Origin of the sequence: Sphingomonas sp. Leaf4 (assembly GCF_920939515.1) — a bacterium.
GTDB lineage: Bacteria > Pseudomonadota > Alphaproteobacteria > Sphingomonadales > Sphingomonadaceae > Sphingomonas.
Genome location: NZ_CAKLBB010000003.1, coordinates 205720 through 230360, shown reverse-complemented (window position 1 = coordinate 230360; position 24641 = coordinate 205720). Strand labels below are relative to the sequence as shown.

14 protein-coding genes are annotated in these 24641 nt (G+C 68.1%); 7 read left to right on the top strand and 7 right to left on the bottom strand.

The genetic code is table 11. From position 1 onward, the window contains the following. Window positions 1-190: 190 nt before the first annotated feature. Together rpoC and rpoB are read right to left on the bottom strand one after the other, a co-directional pair. The gene (gene rpoC / locus LRA89_RS05750; RefSeq protein ID WP_230769373.1) at window positions 191-4471 is read right to left on the bottom strand and encodes a DNA-directed RNA polymerase subunit beta'; all 4281 of its coding nucleotides are present in this window, start codon (window positions 4469-4471) and stop codon (window positions 191-193) included. Window positions 4472-4594: 123 nt separating this feature from the next. After that, a complete protein-coding gene (gene rpoB / locus LRA89_RS05745; RefSeq protein WP_055761562.1) occupies window positions 4595-8740 on the bottom strand; it encodes a DNA-directed RNA polymerase subunit beta in 4146 nt (1381 codons plus the stop codon). A gap of 327 nt (window positions 8741-9067) precedes the next feature. Between rpoB and LRA89_RS05740 the strand changes: the two genes are divergently transcribed. Genes LRA89_RS05740 through LRA89_RS05720 form a run of 5 tightly spaced genes read left to right on the top strand, consistent with a single transcriptional unit; the run spans window position 9068 to window position 13902 of the window. Then, window positions 9068-10237 (top strand): hypothetical protein, encoded by a 1170-nt coding sequence (locus tag LRA89_RS05740; RefSeq protein ID WP_230769488.1) that lies wholly within the window; start codon window positions 9068-9070, stop codon window positions 10235-10237. 59 nt (window positions 10238-10296) lie between these two features. After that, a complete protein-coding gene (locus tag LRA89_RS05735; RefSeq protein WP_055761043.1) occupies window positions 10297-10818 on the top strand; it encodes a DUF2975 domain-containing protein in 522 nt (173 codons plus the stop codon). After that, entirely contained in the window at window positions 10818-11054 is a 237-nt protein-coding gene (locus LRA89_RS05730) for a helix-turn-helix domain-containing protein (RefSeq protein WP_230769372.1), read from the top strand. The genes LRA89_RS05735 and LRA89_RS05730 overlap by 1 nt, the downstream gene beginning before the upstream one ends. A gap of 33 nt (window positions 11055-11087) precedes the next feature. After that, on the top strand, window positions 11088-12482 hold the full coding sequence (locus LRA89_RS05725; RefSeq protein ID WP_230769371.1) for a M16 family metallopeptidase: 1395 nt from the start codon (window positions 11088-11090) through the stop codon (window positions 12480-12482). A 1-nt stretch (window position 12483) separates the two neighbouring features. Then, on the top strand, window positions 12484-13902 hold the full coding sequence (locus tag LRA89_RS05720; protein WP_230769370.1) for a M16 family metallopeptidase: 1419 nt from the start codon (window positions 12484-12486) through the stop codon (window positions 13900-13902). A gap of 239 nt (window positions 13903-14141) precedes the next feature. Here LRA89_RS05720 and LRA89_RS05715 read toward each other — a convergent pair whose 3' ends face one another. The 3 genes from LRA89_RS05715 to rplJ form a co-directional block, all read right to left on the bottom strand. After that, window positions 14142-15215 (bottom strand): TonB family protein, encoded by a 1074-nt coding sequence (locus tag LRA89_RS05715; protein ID WP_230769369.1) that lies wholly within the window; start codon window positions 15213-15215, stop codon window positions 14142-14144. A gap of 216 nt (window positions 15216-15431) precedes the next feature. Continuing rightward, window positions 15432-15806 (bottom strand): 50S ribosomal protein L7/L12, encoded by a 375-nt coding sequence (rplL, locus tag LRA89_RS05710; RefSeq protein WP_055761028.1) that lies wholly within the window; start codon window positions 15804-15806, stop codon window positions 15432-15434. 48 nt (window positions 15807-15854) lie between these two features. Then, window positions 15855-16370 (bottom strand): 50S ribosomal protein L10, encoded by a 516-nt coding sequence (gene rplJ, locus LRA89_RS05705; RefSeq protein ID WP_055761025.1) that lies wholly within the window; start codon window positions 16368-16370, stop codon window positions 15855-15857. 357 nt (window positions 16371-16727) lie between these two features. Here rplJ and LRA89_RS05700 point away from each other — a divergent pair, with 357 nt between their 5' ends. Together LRA89_RS05700 and galA are read left to right on the top strand one after the other, a co-directional pair. Next, on the top strand, window positions 16728-17477 hold the full coding sequence (locus tag LRA89_RS05700; protein WP_230769368.1) for a copper homeostasis protein CutC: 750 nt from the start codon (window positions 16728-16730) through the stop codon (window positions 17475-17477). A gap of 2 nt (window positions 17478-17479) precedes the next feature. Then, the gene (gene galA / locus LRA89_RS05695) at window positions 17480-20383 is read left to right on the top strand and encodes a beta-galactosidase GalA (protein WP_230769482.1); all 2904 of its coding nucleotides are present in this window, start codon (window positions 17480-17482) and stop codon (window positions 20381-20383) included. A gap of 51 nt (window positions 20384-20434) precedes the next feature. Here galA and LRA89_RS05690 read toward each other — a convergent pair whose 3' ends face one another. Both LRA89_RS05690 and LRA89_RS05685 read right to left on the bottom strand, forming a co-directional pair. Next, window positions 20435-22330, bottom strand: a complete 1896-nt coding sequence (locus tag LRA89_RS05690; protein ID WP_230769367.1) for an alpha-L-fucosidase — start codon at window positions 22328-22330, stop codon at window positions 20435-20437. Further along, window positions 22327-24636: a hypothetical protein gene (locus tag LRA89_RS05685; protein WP_443024940.1), complete on the bottom strand. Its 2310-nt coding sequence runs from the start codon at window positions 24634-24636 to the stop codon at window positions 22327-22329. Before LRA89_RS05685 ends, LRA89_RS05690 begins: the two co-directional genes overlap by 4 nt. Window positions 24637-24641 lie beyond the last annotated feature (5 nt).

Here is a 24641-nt window from a genome sequence, read left to right as displayed (position 1 = left end):
GCCGGGCCGCCTGACGTAGATCGCGGGTTGGGGGCACGCGGAGGCGCGAAGGGCGCGGAGGGGGTGCGTTCGGGACGGCCGCCGGTTTTCGAGCGCTGGCCGGTGATTGCAGCGCTGCCGCATCCCCCAAAACAAAGCCGCCGCCCGGTTGCCCGGACGGCGGCCTGTCACGTCATGCTGTCCCGAACGATCAGTCGTTCAGATACTCGCCCGCATCGGCGTCGGTGCCGGTGCCCGAGGGCACGACCTCGGCCAGCGGATCGGCCGCACCCTGACCGTCGCGGGCCGAGCGTTCCAGTTCGGCGGCGTGCTCTTCCTTGGCCGAGTGCGGCGCGACGAAGCCGGCCAGCGCCTTTTGCTGCGCCCGCAGCGCCACGTCGCGCGACGTGGCGGCCACGCGCAGGCGGTTCATGCCCGCACCGGTGCCCGCCGGGATGAGCCGGCCGACGATCACGTTTTCCTTCAGGCCGTTCAGGCTGTCGATCTTGCCCTGCACCGATGCTTCGGTGAGGACGCGGGTCGTTTCCTGGAACGAGGCGGCCGAGATGAACGAGCGCGTCTGGAGCGAGGCCTTGGTGATGCCGAGCAGCACCGGCTTGCCCTGTGCCGGAGCCTGACCGCGCTCCAGCTTGGCGTTGGCCTCGTCCATCTCGTCACGGTCGAGCTGTTCGCCCGCCAGCAACGTGGTGTCGCCGCCGTCGGTGATCTCGACCTTTTGCAGCATCTGACGGACGATCGTCTCGATGTGCTTGTCGTTGATCTTCACGCCCTGGAGTCGATAGACGCCCTGGATTTCGCTGACGAGATATTCGGCCAGCGGCTCGATGCCGAGCGTTTCCAGAATGTCGTGCGGGTTCGGCGAACCGCCGATCAGGTTGTCGCCACGCTTGACGTAGTCGCCTTCCTGAACGTCGATCACCTTCGACTTGGGGATCAGATATTCGACGACGTCGCCGCCATCCTCGGGCTGGATGCCGATCTTGCGCTTCGCCTTGTAATCCTTGCCGAAGATCACGCGGCCCGAAACCTTGGCGATGATCGCCGCTTCCTTCGGGATACGCGCTTCGAACAATTCGGCGACGCGCGGCAGACCGCCGGTGATGTCGCGGGTCTTGGCCGATTCGCGGGCGACACGGGCAAGAACGTCACCCGCCTGCACCTGCGCACCGTCCTCGACCGACAGGGTCGCGCCGGGTGCCAGCATGTAGCGCGCGGCCTCGCCCGAGTTGGCGTCGAGCAGGGTCATGCGCGGCCGCAGATCCTCCTTCGACTTGGTCGTCACGCGATATTCGATGATCTCGCGCTGGGCGATGCCGGTCGCTTCGTCGACCCGCTCGGTGACGGTCTTGTTCTCGATCAGATCGATGAACTTCACCGTACCGCCGGTTTCGGTGATGAGCGGCGCGGTGAACGGATCCCATTCCGCCATACGGTCGCCCTGCGAGACGATGTGGCCATCGTCGAACAGCACATAGGCACCATAGGGGATGCGATGGACCGAGAGGTCGCGGCCGTCCATGTCGACGATCGCGATCTCGCCCGAGCGGCTGAGCACCACGCGGCGGCCACGCTGGTCTTCGATCAGGCGCAGGTCGCGGAATTCGACCGTGCCGTCGACCGGCGCTTCGAGGTTCGACTGCTCGTTGAGCTGCGCCGCGCCACCGATGTGGAAGGTACGCATGGTGAGCTGCGTACCCGGTTCGCCGATCGACTGCGCCGCGATGACGCCGACGGCCTCGCCGATGTTGACCGGCGTACCGCGGGCCAAGTCACGGCCGTAGCAGGTGCCGCAGACGCCGACCTTGGCTTCGCAGACCAGCGGCGAGCGGATCTTCATCGCCTGAAGCCCCATCGCCTCGATCCGCGCGACCATCGGTTCGTCGAGCAGCGTGCCCGTCGGGAACACGACTTCGCCCGTCTTGGGATCGGTCACGTCCTCGGCGGTGGTGCGGCCGAGGATGCGTTCGGCCAGCGAGGCGATGGTGGCACCGCCTTCGATGATCGAGCGCATTTCCAGCGCGCGCTGCGTGCCGCAGTCTTCCATGATGATGACGCAGTCCTGCGACACATCGACCAGACGGCGGGTCAGATAGCCCGAGTTCGCCGTCTTGAGCGCGGTGTCGGCCAGACCCTTGCGGGCGCCGTGGGTCGAGTTGAAGTATTCAAGGACGGTCAGGCCTTCCTTGAAGTTCGAGATGATCGGCGTTTCGATGATCTCGCCCGATGGCTTGGCCATGAGGCCGCGCATGCCGGCGAGCTGCTTGATCTGTGCCTGCGAACCACGGGCACCCGAGTGGGCCATCATGTAGATCGAGTTGATCGGCTTCTCGCGGCCCTTGTCGGGACCGTCCTCGAAGCGGCGGACCGCCTTGATCTCGTCCATCATCGACGTCGCCACCTGATCGCCGCAACGGCTCCAGGCGTCGATCACCTTGTTGTACTTCTCCTGCTGGGTAATCAGGCCGTCCTGATACTGCTGTTCGAAGTCCTTCACCTGGTCGCGCGTTTCGTCGACCAGCTTGTCCTTGTCCGGCGCGATCAGCATGTCGTCCTTGCCGAACGAGATGCCGGCCTTGAACGCATGACGGAAGCCCAGCGCCATGATCGCGTCGGCGAACAGCACCGTCTCCTTCTGGCCGGTGTGGCGATACACCTCGTCGATGACGTCGCCGACGTCCTTCTTGGTCAGCAGGCGGTTGACCGTCTCGAACGGGACCTTGTGCGACTTGGGAAGGGTTTCGCCCAGCAGCATGCGGCCCGGCGTCGTCTCATAGCGCTTGAGATACTGGTTGCCGGCCTCGTCGGTCTGCGGAACGCGGCTGGTGATCCGGGTGTGCAGCGTGACGGCACCGGCGTGGAGCGCCTGGTGCACCTCCGCCATGTCGCCCAGCAGCATGCCTTCGCCCGGCTCGTTCGTCTTTTCCATCGACAGGTAATAGAGGCCCAGCACCATGTCCTGCGACGGCACGATGATCGGCTTGCCGTTGGCGGGCGACAGGATGTTGTTGGTCGACATCATCAGGACGCGCGCTTCCAACTGTGCCTCGAGGCTCAGCGGAACGTGGACGGCCATCTGGTCGCCGTCGAAGTCGGCGTTGAACGCCGAGCAGACCAGCGGGTGAAGCTGGATCGCCTTGCCCTCGATCAGCACCGGCTCGAACGCCTGGATGCCCAGACGGTGGAGCGTCGGCGCGCGGTTCAGCATGACCGGGTGCTCGCGGATCACCTCGTCGAGGATGTCCCAGACTTCCTTGCGTTCCTTCTCGACCCACTTCTTTGCCTGCTTGAGCGTCATGCTCAGGCCCTTGGCGTCGAGGCGCGCGTAGATGAAGGGCTTGAACAGCTCGAGCGCCATCTTCTTCGGCAGGCCGCACTGGTGCAGCTTGAGTTCGGGACCGGTCACGATGACCGAACGGCCCGAATAATCGACGCGCTTGCCCAGCAGGTTCTGGCGGAAGCGGCCCTGCTTGCCCTTGAGCATGTCGGACAGCGACTTGAGCGGACGCTTGTTGGCGCCGGTGATCGTACGGCCGCGACGGCCATTGTCGAACAGCGCGTCGACCGCTTCCTGCAACATGCGCTTTTCGTTGCGGACGATGATGTCCGGCGCGCGCAGTTCCATGAGGCGCTTCAACCGGTTGTTGCGGTTGATGACGCGGCGGTAGAGGTCGTTCAGATCCGAGGTGGCGAAGCGGCCGCCGTCGAGCGGCACCAGCGGGCGCAGTTCGGGCGGGATGACCGGCACGACGTCGAGGATCATCCATTCGGGACGGTTGCCCGATTCGAGGAAGCTCTCGACGACCTTCAGCCGCTTGATGATCTTCTTGGGCTTCAGTTCCGACTTGGTGACGGCCAGCTCTTCGAGCAGGTCGCGCTTCTCGCCTTCGAGGTCGAGGTCGATCAGCATCTGCTTGACCGCTTCCGCGCCGATGCCGGCCGAGAAGGCGTCCTCGCCATACTGGTCCTGCGCGTCGAGCAGTTCGTCTTCGGTCAGGAGCTGATATTTGTCGAGCGCGGTCAGGCCCGGCTCGATCACGATGTAGCTCTCGAAATACAGCACGCGCTCGAGCTGCTTCAACTGCATGTCGAGCAGCAGGCCGATGCGCGACGGCAGCGATTTCAGGAACCAGATGTGCGCGACGGGCGCGGCCAGTTCGATATGGCCCATCCGCTCACGGCGGACCTTCGACACGGTGACTTCGACACCGCACTTTTCGCAGACGATGCCCTTGTACTTCATGCGCTTGTACTTGCCGCACAGGCACTCGTAATCCTTGATCGGACCGAAGATGCGCGCGCAGAACAGGCCGTCACGCTCGGGCTTGAACGTGCGATAGTTGATCGTCTCGGGCTTCTTGATCTCGCCGAACGACCACGAGCGGATACGCTCCGGCGAGGCGATGCCGATCTGGATCTGGTCGAAGGTCTCCGGCTTGGCCACCGGGTTCGCGAAATTGGTCAGTTCGTTCATGATCTTACCTCATAGCCCTCGCCCCTTCAGGGGAGAGGGTTGGGAGAGGGGAAGTGCGGAGAGGGCAGATATTCTGCCCCTCTCCCCGACCCTCTCCCCTGAAGGGGAGAGGGAGTAGGAGGGTTACTCCGCCGCCTCGGCCAGGCCGTCCTTCTCTTCCAGGCTGCTCAACTCGATGTTGAGGCCCAGCGAGCGCATTTCCTTGACCAGCACGTTGAAGCTTTCGGGGATGCCGGCCTCGAAGGTGTCGTCGCCCTTGACGATCGCTTCATAGACCTTGGTGCGGCCGACCACGTCGTCGGACTTCACCGTCAGCATTTCCTGGAGCGTGTAGGCGGCGCCATAGGCCTGGAGCGCCCACACTTCCATTTCCCCGAAGCGCTGGCCGCCGAACTGCGCCTTGCCGCCCAGCGGCTGCTGGGTGACGAGGCTGTACGGCCCGATCGACCGCGCGTGGATCTTGTCGTCGACCAAGTGGTGCAGCTTCAGCATGTAGATGATGCCGACCGTTACCATCCGGTCGAACTGGTCGCCGGTGCGCCCGTCGAACAGGATCGACTGGCCCGAGCTGTGCAGCCCGGCGAGTTCCAGCATGTCCGACACGTCGCTTTCGCGCGCGCCGTCGAACACCGGGGTGCCCATCGGCACGCCCGTGCTGATGTTCTGCACCAGTTCGTGGAGCTGCTCGTTCGAACGGCTGTCGATGTCTTCGGCATAGTGATCGCCGTAGATCTCCTTGAGCCGATCCTTGACCGCCGCCGGCATCTCGCCGCCGACCGCGTCCGGGTTCGCCTCGCGCCAGTCGCGCAGCGAGCGTGCGACCTGCATGCCGAGGTTGCGCGCCGCCCAGCCCAGATGCGTCTCGAAGATCTGCCCGACGTTCATGCGCGACGGCACGCCCAGCGGGTTGAGCACGAGGTCGACCGGAGTCCCGTCCTCGAGGAACGGCATGTCCTCTTGCGGCAGGATGCGCGAGATGACGCCCTTGTTGCCGTGACGGCCGGCCATCTTGTCGCCCGGCTGCAGCTTGCGCTTCACCGCGACGAACACCTTGACCATCTTGAGCACGCCCGGCGGCAGCTCGTCACCACGCTCCAGCTTCTCGCGGCGATCGTGGAACTTGTCGGTGATGCGCTTCACCGCTTCGTCATACTGCGCCTTGATCGCTTCGAGATTGCCCTGCGCCGCGTCGTCGGCGACGGCGAACCGCCACCATTCGTGACGATCGATCTGGTCGAGCAGGTCGCGGTCGATGACCACGCCCTTCTTGACGCCCTTGGGCGCGGCGGTCGCGGTCTGCCCTTCGAGCATCTCGCGCAGACGCGACCAGGTGGCACGGTTGAGGATGCCGCGCTCGTCGTCCGAGTCCTTCTTCAGACGCTCGATCTCCTCGCGCTCGATCGCCATCGCGCGCTCGTCCTTGTCGATGCCGTGACGGTTGAAGACGCGGACGTCGACGACCGTACCCGACACGCCCGGCGGGAGACGCAGCGAGGTGTCGCGCACGTCGCTGGCCTTTTCACCGAAGATCGCGCGGAGGAGCTTTTCCTCCGGCGTCATCGGCGATTCGCCCTTCGGCGTGATCTTGCCGGCGAGGATGTCGCCCGGCTCGACCTCGGCACCGATGTAGACGATGCCCGCCTCGTCGAGATTGCGCAGCGCCTCTTCACCCACGTTCGGAATGTCGCGGGTGATGTCTTCCGGCCCGAGCTTGGTATCGCGCGCCATCACCTCGAACTCGTCGATGTGGATCGACGTGAACACGTCGTCCTTCACGATCCGTTCGGAGATGAGGATCGAATCCTCGTAGTTGTAGCCGTTCCACGGCATGAACGCGACCAGCGCATTGCGGCCCAGCGCCAGCTCGCCGAACTCGGTCGACGGACCATCGGCGATGACCTCGCCGGCCTTCACCACGTCGCCCACCTTCACCAGCGGACGCTGGTTGATGCAGGTCGACTGGTTCGAGCGCTGGAACTTCATCAGCGTGTAGATGTCGACGCCGCTTTCGGCCGCATCGACCTCGCCGGTCGCGCGGATCACGATGCGCGCGGCATCGACCTGATCCACCACGCCCGCGCGCTTGGCCGAGATCGCCGCGCCCGAATCGCGCGCGACCGTCTCTTCCATGCCGGTGCCGACGAACGGCGCTTCGGCCTTCACCAGCGGCACGGCCTGCCGCTGCATGTTCGAGCCCATCAGCGCGCGGTTGGCGTCATCGTTTTCCAGGAACGGAATGAGCGATGCGGCGACCGAGACGAGCTGCTTGGGGCTGACGTCCATCAGCGTGACGTTTTCCGGGAGCGCCATCAGGAATTCGCCGGCCTGACGGGCCGACACCAGTTCCTCGGCGAAGCTGCTGTCCTCGTTCAGCGTCGCCGACGCCTGCGCGACGGTGTGCTTCTGCTCTTCCATGGCGGAGAGATACACGACGTCGTTCGTCACCTTGCCGTCGACGATGCGACGGTACGGGGTTTCGATGAAGCCGTACTTGTTGACGCGGCTGAACGTCGCGAGGCTGTTGATGAGACCGATGTTCGGGCCTTCCGGCGTTTCGATCGGGCAGATACGGCCATAGTGGGTCGGGTGAACGTCGCGGACCTCGAACCCTGCGCGCTCGCGCGTCAGACCGCCCGGCCCGAGCGCCGAGACGCGACGCTTGTGCGTCACTTCGGAGAGCGGATTGGTCTGATCCATGAACTGCGAGAGCTGCGACGAGCCGAAGAACTCGCGCACCGCCGCGACGGCGGGCTTCGCGTTGATGAGGTCGTTCGGCATGACCGTCGAGACATCGACCGACGACATGCGCTCCTTGACCGCGCGCTCCATGCGCAACAGGCCGACGCGATACTGGTTTTCGAGCAGCTCGCCGACCGAGCGGACGCGACGGTTGCCGAGGTTGTCGATGTCGTCGACCTCGCCCTTGCCGTCCTTCAGGTTGACCAGCGTCTTGACGACTTCGAGGATGTCCTCGCTGCGCAGCGTCGTCACCGTGTCCGGCGTGTCGAGGTCGAGGCGCATGTTCAGCTTCACGCGGCCGACGGCCGACAGGTCGTAGCGCTCGGGATCGAAGAACAGGCCGGCGAACAGCGATTCGGCGGTTTCGAGCGTCGGCGGCTCGCCGGGGCGCATCACGCGATAGATGTCCGACAGCGCCTGCTCGCGCTCCTCGGCCTTGTCGACGTTCAGCGTGTTGCGGATCCACGGGCCGGTCGAGACATGGTCGATGTCGAGCAGTTCGATCCGCTCGATGCCCGCCTGGTCGAGCAGTTCGAGATTCTCGGCCGACACTTCGTCGCCCGCCTCGATATAAATCTGGCCGGTCGTCTCGTTGATGAGATCATAGGCGCTGTAGCGGCCGAAGATTTCCTCGGTCGGGATCAGCAGTTCGGCGAGGCCGTCCTTGCCCGCCTTGTTCGCCAGACGCGGCGAAATCTTGGTGCCCGCCGGGAACACGACCTCGCCGGTGTTCGCGTCGACGATGTCGAACGACGGCTTCTGCCCACGCCAGTTTTCCGGCGCATACGGAATGCGCCAGCCGCCTTCGCCGCGCACGAAGGTGACGCGGTTGTAGAAGTGGTTGAGGATGTCCTCGCCGGTCATGCCCAGCGCATAGAGCAGCGACGTGACCGGCAGCTTGCGCTTGCGGTCGATGCGGACGTTGACGATGTCCTTGGCGTCGAATTCGAAATCGAGCCACGAGCCGCGATACGGGATGACGCGCGCGGCGAACAGATACTTGCCCGACGCATGGGTCTTGCCGCGATCGTGATCGAACAGCACGCCCGGCGAGCGGTGCATCTGCGACACGATCACACGCTCGGTGCCGTTGATGAAGAAGGTGCCGTTCTCGGTCATGAGCGGCATGTCGCCCATGTACACGTCCTGCTCCTTGATATCGAGGACCGACCGGGCCTCGGTATCCTGGTCCACCTCGAACACGATCAGGCGGAGGGTAACGCGCATCGGTGCCGCATAGGTGATGCCGCGCTGACGGCATTCCTCGACGTCGAACTTGGGATTTTCCAGTTCGTAGGTCACGAAGTCCAGCTCGGCGGTGCCGGCGAAGTCGCGGATCGGGAACACCGACCGCAGCGTCTTTTCCAGCCCCGAGACATAGCCGATCGAGGGATCGCTGCGCAGGAACTGTTCGTAGCTCTCGCGCTGCACCTCGATCAGATTCGGCATCTGCACCACTTCGTGGATGTCGCCGAACACCTTGCGGATGCGGCGCTTGTGCGTGCCGCTCGTGCTTGCCTTGGTCGCCATAGGTTGGTTGGCCTCGTACTGGTTCAATTTCGGTGCCCGGTGCCGGCCGGACTGGCGTGCGGAACGGACGACGAAAGCCGCGTCACCCCGGGTGGGGCCGCAGCTTTTCGGGCGTCCTGCAATGGCTAAAGGTCCATACCTGCAATGCGCCCGCGCGACGACGCATTGTTTCCCGGTCCTGAAGCAGAGCCGGCCTATACGCTGCGTATCGGGCGGAGTCAAACCGCGTCGGCGCCGCCAACGGTTCGACGTATCGAACGCTCGTTTCGTCGCAACCGGGCGTCGCGGCGCGTGACGTGGCCCCCAAAACCCCGGTTGAGGGCGGGCATGATCCTGTATCCGACGATCGCGGCGGCGGCCGCGCTGCTTGCCGTGCCCGCACAACAGACCCCGCCGGGCGCGGGCGACATCCCGATCTATGACATCACCCCGCCGGTGGTGGCGACGCCGACTCCAACGGCGACCCCGACGCCGCGCGTGACGCCGACGCCGCGCGCCGCGCCGGTCGTCCGGGCCACGCCGGTCGCGCGTCCTGTCCCCGCGCCGCGCGCGGATCCGGTGCCGCAGCCCACCGCGACGCCGCGCACGGTGCCGGTGGTGACGGCACCGCCGGTCGAGACGGCTCCCGTGCCGGTGGCGACCGAGGCACCGGCGGTCATCGCGACCCCGTCGCCCGAACCGGTCGCGACGCCCGAGGCGGCTACGCCCGTTCCCGCGTCCGGCGATGCGGCGATGCCGTGGTGGGTATGGTTTCTGGCCGGCATCGCGGTGGCGGGCGTGGCCGCGCTGATCGCGACGCGGCTGCGGCGCAGGCCACGGGTGGAAACGGTCGAGGATGTCGCACCGGTCGCGCCGCAACCGGTCGTGCCGCCGCTCGCCACGCCGGAGCCGCCCGCGCCGATCCCGGCACCGATCGCTCCGATCGCTCCGGCACCGGTTCGCGCGCCCGCCGTGCCGGCCGCTCCGGTCGTGCCTGCCGCGCCCGTCGCGCCCGAGCCGCCGCGCGGCTTCCTCGAATTCCAGCTCGCGCCGCTGCGCGTCGGGACCGATGCCGACAATGCGCTGCTCGATTTCGACCTGACGGTCGGCAATCCGACGTCGATCGGCGTCGAGGAAGTGCGGATCGCCACGCTGCTGCTCACCGCCAATCCGCGCCAGGACGACCAGCTCGCCGCGTTCTTCGGTAACACCGAGCCGCGCGGGCTCGACCCGTTCGCGCTGCCCGCCGGACAGCGCCGCCATCTGGAGGCGACGATGGCGTTGCCCAAGGCAGCGCTGCATGTCGTCACCTCGCGCGAGCGGCCGTTCTTCGTGCCGCTGATGGCGATCGACGCGCGCTATCGCTGGAGCGACGGGCGCGAATCGCGCACCACCGCCGCTTTCCTGATCGGGCCGACGCTGCCGTCGGGCAAGCTCGCGCCGATCTTCATGGACAAGGGCGACCGGATGATCGACCGGCTGGAGGCACGGCTCCACGGCGAGGTGCGGCGGAGCTGACGCGCTTGCCGTCAATCGACGCAGGCGATAGCATCGCGGTGACGGACCGGGGGGGCGGCATGGCACGGCGCGATCGGATATTGCGGTTCACGGTGCTGGTGCTGCGCGTGCTGCTGGTGCTCAATATCGTCTTCGCCGCCGTCTTTGCCATCGCCTTGGTCGCCAGCGTGCCGCTGCACGCCGCGTTCGCCGCCAAGATCGCCGCCAAATATCCCGCCGCGAACGCCGGCGCGGTGATCGCCGGGGTGCGCTGGCTGCTGCTGCTCGGCATCGTCGCGGCGGTGCCCGCGCATGTCATCTTCTCGCGATTGTCGGCGGTGATGGGCACGGTGCGCATCGGCGAGACGTTCGCGTCGCCCAACGCGCGGCGGGTGGCGCTGATCGGGTGGGCGCTGCTGGCGATCCAGTTGCTCGATTTCCCGCTGGCGCTGATCGTGCGGCGGTTCGACGGGCTGGGGATCGAAGCGGGCGGATCGACGCTGTCGATCGGTGGCTGGCTGTCGGTGCTGGTCGCGTTCATCCTCGCGCGCGTGTTCGCCGAAGGGGCGGCGCTGCGCGAAGACCTTGAGGGCACGGTCTGATGGCGGTACTCGTCCGTCTCGACGAGGTGCTGCTGGCCCGGCGGATGACGCTGACCGAACTGGCGCAGGCGGTGGACATTACGCTCGCCAACCTTTCGATCCTGAAAACCGGCAAGGCGCGCGCGATCCGGTTCACGACGCTCGACGCGATCTGCCGCGTGCTCGACTGCCAGCCCGGCGACATCCTCGTTCACGAAGCGGCCGGGGATGGCATGGGGGACGCGCCCGACGACTGAACCACGACCAGGGGGGACGATATGATGCGAGGAATGAAGGCAATGCTGCTGGGGGCGGCATTGTGCGCGTTGCCGGCGAGTGTGTTGGCGCAGCCACGCGCGACGACCACGGCGGCACCGGCCAAGCTGGCGATCGACATGCGCTATGTCACGCTGCCCAATGGCCTCAAGGTCGTGCTGTCGCGCGACACGCTGGCCCCCACGGTCACGGTCGGCGTCTATTACGGGATCGGTTTCCGCGTCGAACCGCGCGAGCGCACCGGCTTCGCCCATCTGTTCGAACATCTGATGTTCCAGGGGTCGCAGAACGCGCCCAAGGGCGTGTTCGTCAGCACGATCAGCAACGCCGGCGGCATTCTGAACGGATCGACCCGGTTCGACTTCACCAATTATTTCGAGATCGCGCCGTCGAACGCGCTGGAACGCATCCTGTGGCTAGAGGCCGACCGGATGGCGCGGCCGGTCATCAACGATGCGGTGCTCAAGAACCAGCAGGGCGTGGTGGGCAACGAGGTGAAGGTCAACGTCCTCAACCAGCCCTATGGGACGTGGCCGTGGATCGACCTGCCGATGCTGGCCAACACCAACTGGCACAACAGCCATAATTTCTACGGCGATCTGAAAGAGATCGAGGCGGCGACCGTGGCCGACGCGACGCAGTTCTTCGGCAGCTTCTATCGTCCCAACAACGCCGTCCTCGTGGTCGCGGGCGACATCGACTACGCGCAGGCCGAGGCGATGGTCCGCAAATATTTCGGCCCGCTGCAACGCGGCGCGCCGGTGGTGCTCCCGGACCTCACCGAACCGCGCCAGACGGCGGAAAAGACCCGGTCCCGCGTCGACGCACTGGCCCCCAAGCCGGGGTTCGCGGTCGGATACCACATGCCGCCGCGTGGCACGCCCGAATGGTATGCGATGGGGCTGATCGACCAGCTATTGCTGCAGGGCGACGACAGCCGCCTCGCGCGCAAGCTGAAGGCCGATACCGGCATCACCGGTGATCTGGGCGGCGGGATCAATGCGTATCTGGGCAGCATGTACAATTACAACGGGCCGATGTTGTGGGCGTTCAACTTCACCCATGACCCGCAGTTCGGCGACGCGCAGATCCGCGCCGCGATCGATCCGGTCATCGAGAATCTGCGCACCACCCCGGTCAGCGCAGCCGAGTTGGACCGGGCGCGGACCAAGCTGCGCTCCGACCTGTATTCGTCGGTCGACGGCGGCACGCGCGTCGGCCTGATCGATCTGCTCGCGGTCTATGCGCTGTTCGACAACGACCCGCAGGCGGTGAACCGGATCGAGGACGGCTTCGCCAAGGTGACGCCCGCGCTGATCCAGAAGACCGCGCAGGACTATCTCCGGCCGACCAACCGGTCGATCTACACCATCGTCCCCGGCGCCGCCGCCGCGAAGGGAGCCAAGTGAGATGAAGCGTTCGATCCTCCTCGCCGGGCTGGCGATCGTCGCCGCCCCGCTCGCCGCCCAGACGGCCACCCCGCCGGCGGCCTTGCCCGCGCCGCCGATCGGTGCCCCCAAAGCGTTCAAGGTGCCGGCCAGCGAAACCTATGCCCTGTCCAACGGCATGCAGGTTACGCTGATCCCCTATGGCAACGCGCCCAAGGTCGCGGTGTCGCTGCGCGTGTTCGCCGGCAATCTGGACGAAGGGCGCGATCCGTGGCTCGCCGATCTGGCGGGCGACATGTTGAAGGAAGGGGCGGGGACCCGCGATTCCGCAGCGCTCGCCACCGCCGCTGCCGGCATGGGCGGCAATCTGGGCGTCGGCGTGTCGTCCACCGGCACCGCGATCAACATGGGGGCGCTGAGCGAATTCGCTCCCGCCGCCGTCGCGCTGGTCGGCGATGTCGCGCGTCGCCCGACCTTTCCCGCCGCCGATTTCGCGCGGGTGAAGGCGAACCGCGCGCGATCGCTCACCCAGTCGCTGGCACAGGCAGGGATACTGGCCGATTATGCGCTGGCGCGGGCGACCTATGGCGACCATCCCTATGGCCGCATCCTGCCGACGACCGCGCAACTGAACGGCTATACGCTCGAACAGGCGAAGGCGTTTTATACCGCCAATTTCGGCGCGCGGCGCGCGCATCTCTATATCGCCGGCCGGTTCGACGCGGCGGCGGTGAAGGCGGCGGTGGCCCGCGCGTTCGGCGACTGGGCGCAGGGGCCGGAGCGGCTGTCGCTGGTGCCCCGCCAAGCGGCGGGGCCGCGTGTCGTGCTGGTCGACCGTCCGGGCGCACCGCAGTCGACGATCCGCCTCGCGTGGAGCGCGCCGCTGGCCGGGAGTGAAGGCGACATTCCGCTGCGCGTCGGCAACGCGCTGCTCGGTGGCAGCTTCTCGTCACGGATCACCCGCAACATCCGTGAGGACAAGGGCTATACCTATTCGCCGGGATCGGGAACGGTGCAGCGTCCGGGCGATGCCCAGTGGAGCTTCGACGCCGATGTGACCACCGCCGTCACCGGCGCGTCGTTGAAGGAGGTGTTCAAGGAAATCCGCACGCTCCAGACGACGCCGCCTTCCCCTGAGGAAGCGGCGGGGATGCGCAGCTACAACGCCGGGCTGTTCGTTCTGCGCAATTCGGACAGTTCGTCGCTGATCGGGCAACTGGCGACGCGCGACGCGCTGGGGTTGCCCGCCGACTGGCTCGACCGCTATGTCCCGGCGACGATGGCCGTCACCGACGCGCAGTTCAGCCAGTCGGTCGCGCAGGCGTTCCCGCTCGACAAGTTCACGCTGGTCGTGGTCGGCGACCTGGCGAGCGTGAAGCCGCAACTGGATGCGCTCCCGGAATTGAAGGGCGTGCCGGTGCAGACGGTGACGGTGCCGTAATCCGGGGGCTGCTCCCCTCCCTGACAGGGAGGGGCTGGGGGTGGGTCGGTTTGGGGGGATACCGGTACGTTTCCTCGCGGGCCTACCCACCCCCGACCCCTCCCTTGTCAGGGAGGGGAGTTTGTTGTTGCATTCAGCCAGCCAGAAGCGTCGTCCCGGCGGCTCCTGCTGCGTGCTGTCACGGGGAGATCCCGGCCTTCGCCGGGATGACGTCTGGTTCAAGCGGGGTGGATCGACCGTTACTCGACCGCTTCCGCGTCGGCGGGCTCGTTGGTCGGGCGGATTTTGAACATCACCCGGTCGATGCAGCCGCTCGCCCCGGTGGGCGAGGGGGCGCGGCGGGCGGAGCGGACGACCTGCATCGCCTGTTCGCCGAACGCCTCGGCGGGTTCGCTGGCGAGGACGCGGACGTTGCCGACCTCGCCCCATGGCGCGACGTCGTAGGTGACGACCGCCCAGCCTTCGATCGAGCGGCGGTTCCACGGACGGGGATAGGTGAGACGCGGCGGTTGGGCCCATGGCGCGGCGGGGCAGTTGGGTTTCGCGCCGAAGCTGGCTTCCTCGGGCGCGACCGGGGCGGGCAGCGGCGTGGCCGCGCGCGAATGGGGCAGCAGGCAGCCGGTGCGCGCGCCGGCGGTGAAGCGCGACGCGGCGACCGCCTTGCGCGCGGCGGCGTCGAGCGGGGCATTGGCGGTGCCGGCGACGGTGCGGACGTTCACCGGCCTGCCCTTCGCGGTCAGGTCGTAGCCGGTCATCGACCAGCTTCGCTCGCCGGGGGTGCCGGGGATGCGGTCATAGTCGGGAAAGGCGGTGAGCAGCGGTTTGGAGTAGGGCGGGCGCAGGCAGTCGCTGCCCGGCGGCATGATCCGGTCCCACCCCTCGCGCGGCAGGCGGCCGCTGATCGGGTCGAGGGTATAGGCCATCAGCTCGACCGGATCGGCCCGCGCGAACGGCACCGCTTCGGCGTGATAGGTGACGGCGCAATCGGCCAGCGTCTCGCCGGGGGTGAAGCGCGCGGCGGCGAGCGCGGGGCCGAGGTCCTCGCTCGATGGCGCGTAGCGTTTGGGGGTTTGGGCGATCGACAGCGCGCGGCCGGTGGCGTCGATGCGGAAGGTGAAGGTGATGGCCTGCGGATCGGCCTTGCCCCAGACGAGGCCGGATAGCGGGCGGATCGGCGCGAGCGGGGTGACGCGGCGCGCGCCGCAGCGGATGGGGTCGACTTGCCAGCGCAGCAGTTGCTGTCGCGGCGGATCGGCCATGACCGGGGCGAGCGGGGCGGCGGTGGCGAAGAACAGGGCGAGGGCGGCGGTCATGGGCGCGATGGTGTCGCGGTTTCATGACAGGCGCAAGTCGTTGTCGGGGTTGGGGTTTGCGGGCGCGAAAAAAGGGGCGGTTCCGGGATGGAACCACCCCTCTTTCCTGCCAAGCCGGGATGGAAGTTAATTCCATCCCGTCGGTCGGGCCTTGCGGCCCGCCGGCCGGCCTTGGCGGAGATAGCGGAGCCTTGGCTCCGCTGTCCCGCCTGCGGCTTACTTGACTTCGACGGTCGCGCCGGCGGCTTCGAGCTGCGCCTTGATCTTGGCGGCTTCGTCCTTCGACACGCCTTCCTTGACGGCCTTCGGCGCGCCTTCGACCAGCGCCTTCGCTTCGGTCAGGCCGAGCGCGGTGATCGCACGGACTTCCTTGATGACGTTGATCTTCTTGCCGCCGTCGCCGGTCAGGATGACGTCGAATTCGGTCTGCTCTTCAGCGACCGGGGCAGCGGCGCCACCGGCGGCGGCAGGTGCTGCAACGGCAGCGGCGGCCGAAACGCCCCACTTCTCTTCGAGCAGCTTCGACAGCTCGGCTGCTTCGAGGACGGTCAGTTCGCTCAGCTGGTCGACGATTGCGTTGAGGTCAGCCATGATATTCTCCGTAAATCAGAAAGGTTGTGTTGATGAGGAAGCCGCCGGTTAGGCTGCGTCCTTCTCCGCATATGCCGACAGGACCCGGGCGATCTGTGCCGCGGGAGCCTGGGTGATGGTCGCCAGCTTCGTTGCCGGGGCAACGATGAGGCCGACGATCTTGGCGCGCAGTTCGTCGAGCGAGGGCAGCGAGGCCAGAGCCTTGATGCCTTCCGCGTCGAGCAACTGGCCGCCCATCGCGCCGCCGACGATCTCGATCTTGTCGTTCGTCTTGGCGAAGTCGTTGATGACCCGTGCCGCGGCAACGGGATCGGTCGACGTCGCCAGCGCCGTCGGGCCGGTCAGCAGGTCGGCGATCACCGCGTACGGCGTGCCTTCGGCTGCGATCCGGGCAAGACGGTTCTTCGAGACCTTGTAGCTCGCGCCGGCATCACGCATCTTGTTGCGCAGGCCCGTCGATTGCGCGACGGTCATGCCGAGGTTGCGGGTGACGACCACCACGCCGACCTCGTTGAAGGTGCGGTTCAGCTCGGCGACGGCTTCACTCTTCTGAGTGCGATCCATGCCGTTCTCCTTAACTGGGGCGTATCCGGGTGCCGGATATGCCCGCGAACGATCCGCTCGCCGTGAGGACGACGAACGGGGCGAAAAGTCCGTGAAGGGGTATGGTCGCCACGGCAGATGCCCATGGCAGGCCCACGCGAAACCGCGCGGGCATTTGCAACACATTCCCCGCCTCGGCAGGACATTAAGCGGGAAACCCGCACCTGCTGTCTCGGACGGACGTCGTGCGGACGAATCCGGGTACGACGCTTGAGGGCGCGCCTAATCGCGATCGACGGGGGAGTCAAGGTAGCGGACGGGGTTGACCTTGCCCGCCCGCGCTTCATAGCTCGGTGAAACGATGTTCGCCGGGGAACGATGCCGACACTGCTGGAAATCTGCATCGACAGCCTGGGCGGATGCGAGGCGGCGGTCGCCGGCGGCGCGCAGCGGATCGAGCTGTGCGGGGCGCTGTCGGTGGGCGGGCTGACGCCGTCGCCGGGGCTGGTGGCGCAGGTCGTGGGCGTCGCGCGGACGGCGGGGGTGCGCGTCCATGCGATGGTGCGGCCGCGCGCGGGCGACTTCGCCTATGACCCGCACGAGGTCGCGACCGCGCTGGCCGATGCGCGGGCGCTGATCGCGGCCGGGGTCGACGGGCTGGTGTTCGGCGCGGTGCGCGGCGGGGCGCTCGACATGGACGTGCTGGGTGACTGGGTGGCGGCGGTGCGTCGGGAGCGGCACGACATCGACCTGACGCTGCACCGCGCGGTAGACCTGCTGCCCGATCCGGTCGCGGCGGTCGAGCCGGCGGTGGCGCTGGGCTTCGCGCGAATCCTGACGTCGGGCGGCGCGGTGAAGGCGGTGGACGGCGCGGCGGTCATCCGCGCGATGCAGGCCCGTGCAGCCGGACGGATCGTGGTGATGCCGGGATCGGGCGTGCGGCCGGACAATGTCGTCGCGCTGCTGGTCGCGACCGGGGCGAGCGAGGTCCATGCGTCGGCGGGGATGCCGGTGACGCAGGACGATGTGAAGGTCGTCGCGCTGGGCTTTGCCGCGCCGCTGGCACGGACCGACCGGGCGACGGTCGCCGCGCTGCGCGATGCGATCGATCGGGGAGAGAGCGAATGACGATGGGAACGATCGATCGCCGCACGCTGCTGGGGGGTACGGCCGGGACGCTGGCGGTGGTGGGGCTGCCGTTGCCGTTGCCGTTGCACGCCGCGCCGCGCGGTGCGGGGTTGCGGGGGTTGCCGCACGGACTGGCACCACGCGGCGGCGTGCCGGCGCGGTTGCCGGTGGTCGATCCATCGTGCGCGCTGCTTAATCGGGGGTGGCTGTTCCACGAGGGCGACATCGTGCCGCCCGCGCCGCTGACGCATGACGCGACCTATCTAAACGCCAAGGCCGGCAATGCGCGCGGGGCGGCGGCGATGGACCATGATGACAGCGACTGGGCGTCGGTCACGCTGCCGCACGACTGGGCATCGGCGCAACCGTTCGTCGAAAGCGCGAACGTGTCGCAGGGGTATCGTCCGCGCGGGATCGGCTGGTATCGCCGCACGCTGCGGCTCGATCCGGCGGATCGCGGCAAGCGGCTGGAGCTGCATTTCGGCGCGATCGCCACCGCCTCGACGATCTGGGTGAACGGCAGCGTCGTGGCGCGCAACTTCTCCGGCTACAATGCGATCACCATCGACCTGACGCCGTTCGCGCGGTTCGGCGACGAGCTGAACGTCATCGCCGTGCGCGTCGATGCGACGCAGATGGAAGGCTGGTGGTACGAAGGGGCCGGCCTCTACCGCGACGTGTGGCTGGCGAAGCGATCGGCGGTATCGATCGCGACCGACGGGGTGCATTGCGACCCGCGCCGGGGCGACGGCGGTTGGCAGGTGCCGGTTGCGGTAACGCTGGAAAGCATCGCGCGCGGCGAGGCGACGGCGAGCGTGACGGCGGAACTGATCGATCCGGCGGGCAAGGTCATCGCCACCGCCACCGGACAGGCGAGGGTGACGCCGCTCGGGCAGGCCAGCGTCGCGCTGACGCTGCCGGTGGCGCAGCCGGCTCTGTGGTCGATCGAGACGCCGACGCTGTATGCGGTGCGGGTGACGAGCGAGGCGGCGGGCGGGCGCGACGAACGGCGCGTGCCCGTCGGCTTCCGCACGATCCGCTTCGATGCGGATCAAGGCTTCTTCCTCAACGACAAGCCGGTCAAGCTGAAGGGCGTGTGTCTGCATCAGGACCATGCCGGGGTCGGGGTGGCGGTGCCCGACGCGCTGCTCGAATGGCGGTTGCAGCGGATGAAGGACACCGGCGTCAACGCCATCCGCTGTTCGCACAATGCGCAGGCCGATGCCTTCTATCATCTGTGCGACCGGATGGGGTTCGTCGTGATGGACGAGAACCGCGTCTTCAATCCCGCGCCCGAGAATATGGCGCAGCTCGAATGGTTGGTGCGGGCGCATCGCAACCATCCGAGTGTCATCCTGTGGTCGGTGTTCAACGAGGAGCCGATGCAGGGCACCGAGGCGGGCGTCGAGATGGTGCGGCGGATGGCCGCGCGCGTCCATGCGCTCGACGGCAGCCGGCCGGTGACGGCGGCGATGAACGGTAGCTTCTATGACCCGCAGAACGTGTCGAGCGTGGTCGATGTGATGGGGTTCAACTATTATCAGGGCGATTACGACAAGTTCCACGCGCTGAACCCCGCCAAGCCCAGCACCTCGTCGGAGGATACCAGCGCCTATATGACGCGCGGCGCCTATGCGACCGACAAGGCGGCCAACGTCATGACGTCGATGGATACCGAGGCCGCACCATGGGGCGCGACGCACCGGCAGGCTTGGGCGGAGATCGCCAAACGCCGCTTCGTCGCGGGCGGGTTCGTGTGGACCGGGTTCGACTATCATGGCGAGCCGACGCCGTTCACCTGGCCGAGCGTCGCCAGCTTCTTCGGCATCCTCGACCTGTGCGGTTTCGCCAAGACCGCCTATGACATCCACCGCGCCCACTGGATCGATGACGAGGCGGTCGTCGGCATCGCGCCGCACTGGACATGGCCCGGACGTGAGGGACAGCCGGTCGAGCTGCTCGTCACGAGCAACGCCGATCGGGTGCGGGTCGTGCTCAACGGGCGGATGGTCGGCGAACAGGCGGTCGACCGGATCATGGGCAACGCCTTTACCGTGCCCTATGCGCCGGGGCGGATCGAGGCGGTGGCGCTGCGCGGCGGGCGCGAGGTCGCGCGCGCGGTGCATGAGACGGCGGGGCCGGCGGTGGCGCTGCGGCTGACGCCGGCGCGGGCCACGATGCTGGGCGATGGTGAGGATGTCGTGGCGGTCACGATCGACGCGGTCGATGCGCAGGGGCGGCATGTCCCGACCGAGAACCGGGCGACGCGCTTCACGGTCGAGGGCGCGACGCTGATCGGGGTGGGCAACGGCAATCCCAACAGCCATGAGAGCGAAAAGGCCCCGGCGCGCGCGCTGTTCAACGGCCTCGCGCAGATGCTGGTGCAGGCGGAGGTCGGGCGCGGCACGGTCACGATCGTCACGCAGGCGGAGGGCTTGCGTGCCGCGCGGCTGACGATCCCGCGGATCGCCGCCGAACCGCGTGCGCAGGTGGCGGCGACGCCGGGCGGGGCGTTCATCGCCGGCTGGCGACGCTCGCCGGCATTCGCCGCCAGCCCCGATCCGGCGCTGGCCCCGTCCGCCGACGACAATAATAGCTGGGCGTTCACCCGCAGCGGCACGCCGACCCCGCCCGAACCGGCGCGCAGCTTCCGCCTGTATCGCGCCGCCATTCCGGTGCGGCGGCGGGTGATGGCGGAGGGCGGCGTCCTCGCGTTCGCCGCCATCGCCGGGCTGGCGAAGATCTACGCCGACGGCCGGCTGGTCGCCACCAAGACGGAGGCGGCACCGGGGCCAGTGAACGTGGCGATTCCGGCGGGCGCGAAGACGGTCGCGGTGCTGGTGGAGGCGGCGGCGAACCAGCCGTCGGGAATCACCGGCGTGGTGCGGGTGCTGACGAAGGGGTAGCGGTGGGCCGCGATGTTCCCCTCGAAAGGGCAACATCGCGGCGTTGCAGCCTTACCGGAACGCGCCGATCTCGGCGACGGCGATCGCCGGGGCGGGGACCGCCGGTTGCGGAAAGGCGAAGCGCAGGTAGCGCGCAGGCCGTGGGGTCGGGAAGGGCAGGCGCTGCGTCGCGCGGGCGTAGTTGATGTTCTGGAACTCGCCTTCGCCGCCCGGCGTCCATATCCGCCCGTCGACGCTGGTTTCGACGCGGTAGCGCATCGGCGGGGCGGCCTGCGGATCGATGTGGCGGGTGGGGGTGAGGGTGAAGCCGGCGAGTGTCTCCGAACGACCCATGTCGATCGTCAGGCTGGCGGGGGCCGGGCTGATCCATGCGGTGCGCGGGGAAGCGTCGAGGATCGCCGCGCCGCCGGGCGCGCTCGCGGTGGTCACGCGCCAGCCGGTGCGATCGACGATGCTCGGATCGTTGTTGCGCGCGGGCGGCAGGGTGGCGGGTGCGACCGAGCGGAACAGCGCGAATTCGCGCAGCGCCGGGCCGGCCTCGGCGGCGATGGTGCGGAAGCGGACGCGGCGCGGGGCGATCGGCGTGCCCAGGCGGATCAGGCGCTGCGGCCCGACCATGTCCTTTTCGGCGACCGTGGTCCACACGTCGCCGCCGTCCGACACGTCGATCGCGAAGCGGGTGACGCGCAGGCCGAGCGGTAGCCATTCCTGCAACCGGATGGTGTCGAAGCCGCGGCCGGGCGGCAGGTCGAGGATGATGGTCGCATCGCGTGCATCGGCCGGGGCCAGCCAGAAGGTGTCGAGCCGGCCGTCGTTGACGTTGCGCGCGCTCCCCCCGGCATCGGCGCTGGCGGTGACGACCGCGCCTGCCGCCAGATCGGTCGCGAAGGTCGCGCGGATCGCGTCGCCGAACGCGGTGAGGCTGGCGACGTCGCGATCGGGAATGCGGCCGCGCCGGTCGGGCGGCAGGTTGAGGTGGAAGGTGGTGCCATGGCCGACCGACTGGTCGTACATTTCCATGATCTTCTGCGGCGTCTTGACCTGCGCATCCTCGTCGGCGTGGTAGAACCAGCCGGGCCGGATCGAGACGTTGGTTTCGGCCGGCCACCACAGGGGCGCGCCGCGCACGCCGGTGTTGCCCTCGGCCTGATCGTACGGATGGTCGGGCATCGTCGGCCAGCACGGGTCGGCGGCGTGGCCGTCCTCGTTCCCGACCCAGCGGATGTCGGCGCCCAGCGGATCGAAGGTGCAGGCATCGGGTTGCAGGTCGTGGACCAGCTTCACGATCGAGGGCCAGTCGTAATAGGCCGGGGCGTCGATCCGCCGCGTCTCGCGCGCGCCGCCGTAATAGCCGTCACCGCCGTTCGCGCCGTCGAACCACACCTCGAACAGCTTGCCGTAGCGGGTGCAGAGTTCGGTCAGTTGCGCGCGATAATAGGTGATGTAGGCGGGCGTGCCGTAATCGGCGCGGTTGCGGTCCCAGGGGCTGAGATACACGCCGAAATCGATCCCGCCGCGCGCGCATGCCGCCGCCAGTTCGCCGACGATGTCACCCTTGCCCTGCTTGTAGGGCGAATTGCGGATGCAATGCTCGGTCAGCATCGTCGGCCACAGGCAGAAGCCGTCGTGATGCTTGGCGGTGAGGATCAGGCCGGTCAGCGCCCCCGCCTTGGCCGCCGCGACGATCTGGTCGGGATCGAAGTCGGTCGGGTTGAACAGCTTGGGGTCCTCGTCGCCATAGCCCCATTCCTTGTCGGTGAAGGTGTTGATCGAGAAATGGATGAAGCCGTACTGGCGGCGATCATGCCATTTGAGCTGACGCGGCGACGGCGTCGCCCCCCATGGCGCGGGGAGGGGGGCGGCACCGCCGTTGGGACGGACCGGGCTGCACGCGGCGGCGCCGGCGATCAGGCTGCTGCCCATCAGGCTGCGGCGGGAAAGGGTCATTGCGGTGCTCCGGAAGCATGGGGTTCGAGGGGTTCGGGGATCAGCCAGGTCTGTGCGATCTGATGGCCGCGCCCGCCACCGCCGATGCCGGGCGGGCGGTGCCATTCGAGCGTGAGCGCGCCATCGGCGGTGAGCGCCTGCGGGATCGGCGTCTCGACGGTTTCGGGGTTGGCGGTACGGGCACGATAGGGGTGGAGTTCGGTGTCGTCGCCCATCAGCCGCATTGGCAGCGCATAGCCCTCGCCCGCCCAGCGCGCGACGAGGCGGTAGCGACGGTTGCGCTCCAGCCCGGTGTAGCGCAGGCGGACCGGGGTTTCGTACAGTCCCTCGGCATAGCTGAGGTCGGCCATGCGCCAGCCCTCGTCGGGGATATGGTCGGCGATACCGTCGATCGCGCTTTCCAGCGATTGCGGATCGGCGTCGAAACCCGGCCCCCGGACAAGATGCGGCTCGTTCAGGGGATCGCCGAGATCGTCGTACAGCGCCATGTCGCGGTTGCGCCACGGATCGCCGATCGCGTGGAGGCGGGCGGCGGCGTCGGGCAGGGACAGGGCGGCGGCGATACCGGCTTCGACGGCGGTGCGATCGTTCAGCGCGATACCGGCGCGGTCGAGGTTCGCGCCGCGTTCCCAGTGCGATGCGCCGTGGCGCACGACCGATAGCTGCATCCGCGCACGCTGCCACAGCCGGTCGGCGATGGTGGTGAGGTCGGCGCGCAGCGGCGCAACGATGGCGGGTTCGCTGCGGGCATAGGCGAAGCGCGCGGCGACGGCGGCGGCCTCCGCACCGGTGGCGGTGGCCTGTCGCAGCGTCCAGCGCGCCTCGCCCTCGCGCTCGCGCGCGGCGATCAAGCGGTGGCGGACCAGCGCGTCATAAGTCGCGCGGTAGCGATAGAGATCGATCCGCCAGTCGGCCCAGGCCGCCGGGCGGAGGCGTTCGACCAGCGTCAGCGTCGCGTCGATCCCGGCATTGGCGGCGGGATCGCCGCGCCAGTTGCCCTCCAGCGCCATCGGCACGGCGGCGAAACCCAAGTCGCCGACGAACATCCGCGCGTAGTCGGCGGCGATCTCGTTCGATGCGGTGGCGGGTTTCCAGCCGAGGCGGAACCACTGGGTCACGTTCCAGTCGTCGTTGACGCCTTCGCTATAGGTCACGAAGCCGCGGCTGCCGGGGCGGAGATACTGAAAGATGCGCTGCGTGGCGGCGGGGCGGGGGTTCACCGGCTCGCGCCCCTGCGTCAGCGCGAAGGCGGGGTGCCAGTCGGGAATCGGGAATTGCGCGTGCATGGTGTGCGCGGTGTCGGGATAGACCTCAAGCGGGTAGGCTCCGCCCACGCGCGCGACATGGGTGGCGAGGCTGTCGCGGGTCTGCGGACCGACGAACAGGCCCGACAGCCAGCGTGGACGCTTGGCCAGTTCGGCGTGGAAGGCGTTCAGCCCGGTGGCGTCGAACCCCTGCGTCGAGAGCAGCAGTTCGGCCTTGGGGAAGCGCCGGCGCAAGGATGTGGCGAGGCGTTCGCCGAGCGGGAACAGGTCGGCGGGCGCGGTGTGGCCGGGATCGCCGCCGGGGATGTAGAGCGCGTCGAGCGCGGGCAGTTTCGCGAGAAGTGCGGTGAGGTCGGCTGCCTCGGCGTCGGCGTTGCCGGCCTTGGCATAGTCGCGCAGCGCCGGATAGAAGAGTGCCGTGTCCAGCCCGAGGCGGTGGGTGGCGGCGCTGAGCGCGACCAGCGTCTCGGTGGCGGGCAACGGTGAGAGCGGCGAGGTGGTGGCATCGTCGGACACCGGCGCCACGAACTGGATGCGGTTGGCACCGAGCAGCGCGAAATCCTCGATCCGGCGGGTGAGCATGGGCAGGTCCCACGCATCATAGCTGTTGTTCTTGGCGCGGTAGCCGATCTGCGTGCCGCGTATCGTGGTCGCGGGCGCGTCGGTCAGGTGGGCGGGGGCGGTGAGCGTCAGGGCGTCGGTGTGGCGCAGCAGCCAGCCGGCGGCATAGAGCCGGGCGCGGGTGGTTGCGGCGCGAATGGTGATGGCGGTCGGCGTGGTGTCGATCGCGAAGGCTTCGGCGGCTAGGCGCGCGGGGAGGAAGCGAATCGTCACCCCGCGCCCCCCGTCATTCCGGCGAAGGCCGGAATCCATTGTGTCGGGTGTTCCCGGCTCTTTCGCTGAACTCACCCCATCCGTGGATTCCGGCTTTCGCCGGAATGACGACGGGGCGGGACATACCGCCCCGCGCTCCGCCAGCCGTTCGCGTAGCACTTGCGCCGCCGGGTCGGTGCCCTCGACACAGGCAGCGTTCAGCGGCACCGTGA

Bases quoted from the DNA above. Each gene is read 5' to 3' on its own strand.
- rpoC (WP_230769373.1), bottom strand. From the start codon at position 4,471: ATGAACGAACTGACCAATTTCGCGAACCCGGTGGCCAAGCCGGAGACC.
- rpoB (WP_055761562.1), bottom strand. From the start codon at position 8,740: ATGGCGACCAAGGCAAGCACGAGCGGCACGCACAAGCGCCGCATCCGC.
- LRA89_RS05740 (WP_230769488.1), top strand. From the start codon at position 9,068: ATGATCCTGTATCCGACGATCGCGGCGGCGGCCGCGCTGCTTGCCGTG.
- LRA89_RS05735 (WP_055761043.1), top strand. From the start codon at position 10,297: ATGGCACGGCGCGATCGGATATTGCGGTTCACGGTGCTGGTGCTGCGC.
- LRA89_RS05730 (WP_230769372.1), top strand. From the start codon at position 10,818: ATGGCGGTACTCGTCCGTCTCGACGAGGTGCTGCTGGCCCGGCGGATG.
- LRA89_RS05725 (WP_230769371.1), top strand. From the start codon at position 11,088: ATGAAGGCAATGCTGCTGGGGGCGGCATTGTGCGCGTTGCCGGCGAGT.
- LRA89_RS05720 (WP_230769370.1), top strand. From the start codon at position 12,484: ATGAAGCGTTCGATCCTCCTCGCCGGGCTGGCGATCGTCGCCGCCCCG.
- LRA89_RS05715 (WP_230769369.1), bottom strand. From the start codon at position 15,215: ATGACCGCCGCCCTCGCCCTGTTCTTCGCCACCGCCGCCCCGCTCGCC.
- rplL (WP_055761028.1), bottom strand. From the start codon at position 15,806: ATGGCTGACCTCAACGCAATCGTCGACCAGCTGAGCGAACTGACCGTC.
- rplJ (WP_055761025.1), bottom strand. From the start codon at position 16,370: ATGGATCGCACTCAGAAGAGTGAAGCCGTCGCCGAGCTGAACCGCACC.
- LRA89_RS05700 (WP_230769368.1), top strand. From the start codon at position 16,728: ATGCCGACACTGCTGGAAATCTGCATCGACAGCCTGGGCGGATGCGAG.
- galA (WP_230769482.1), top strand. From the start codon at position 17,480: ATGGGAACGATCGATCGCCGCACGCTGCTGGGGGGTACGGCCGGGACG.
- LRA89_RS05690 (WP_230769367.1), bottom strand. From the start codon at position 22,330: ATGACCCTTTCCCGCCGCAGCCTGATGGGCAGCAGCCTGATCGCCGGC.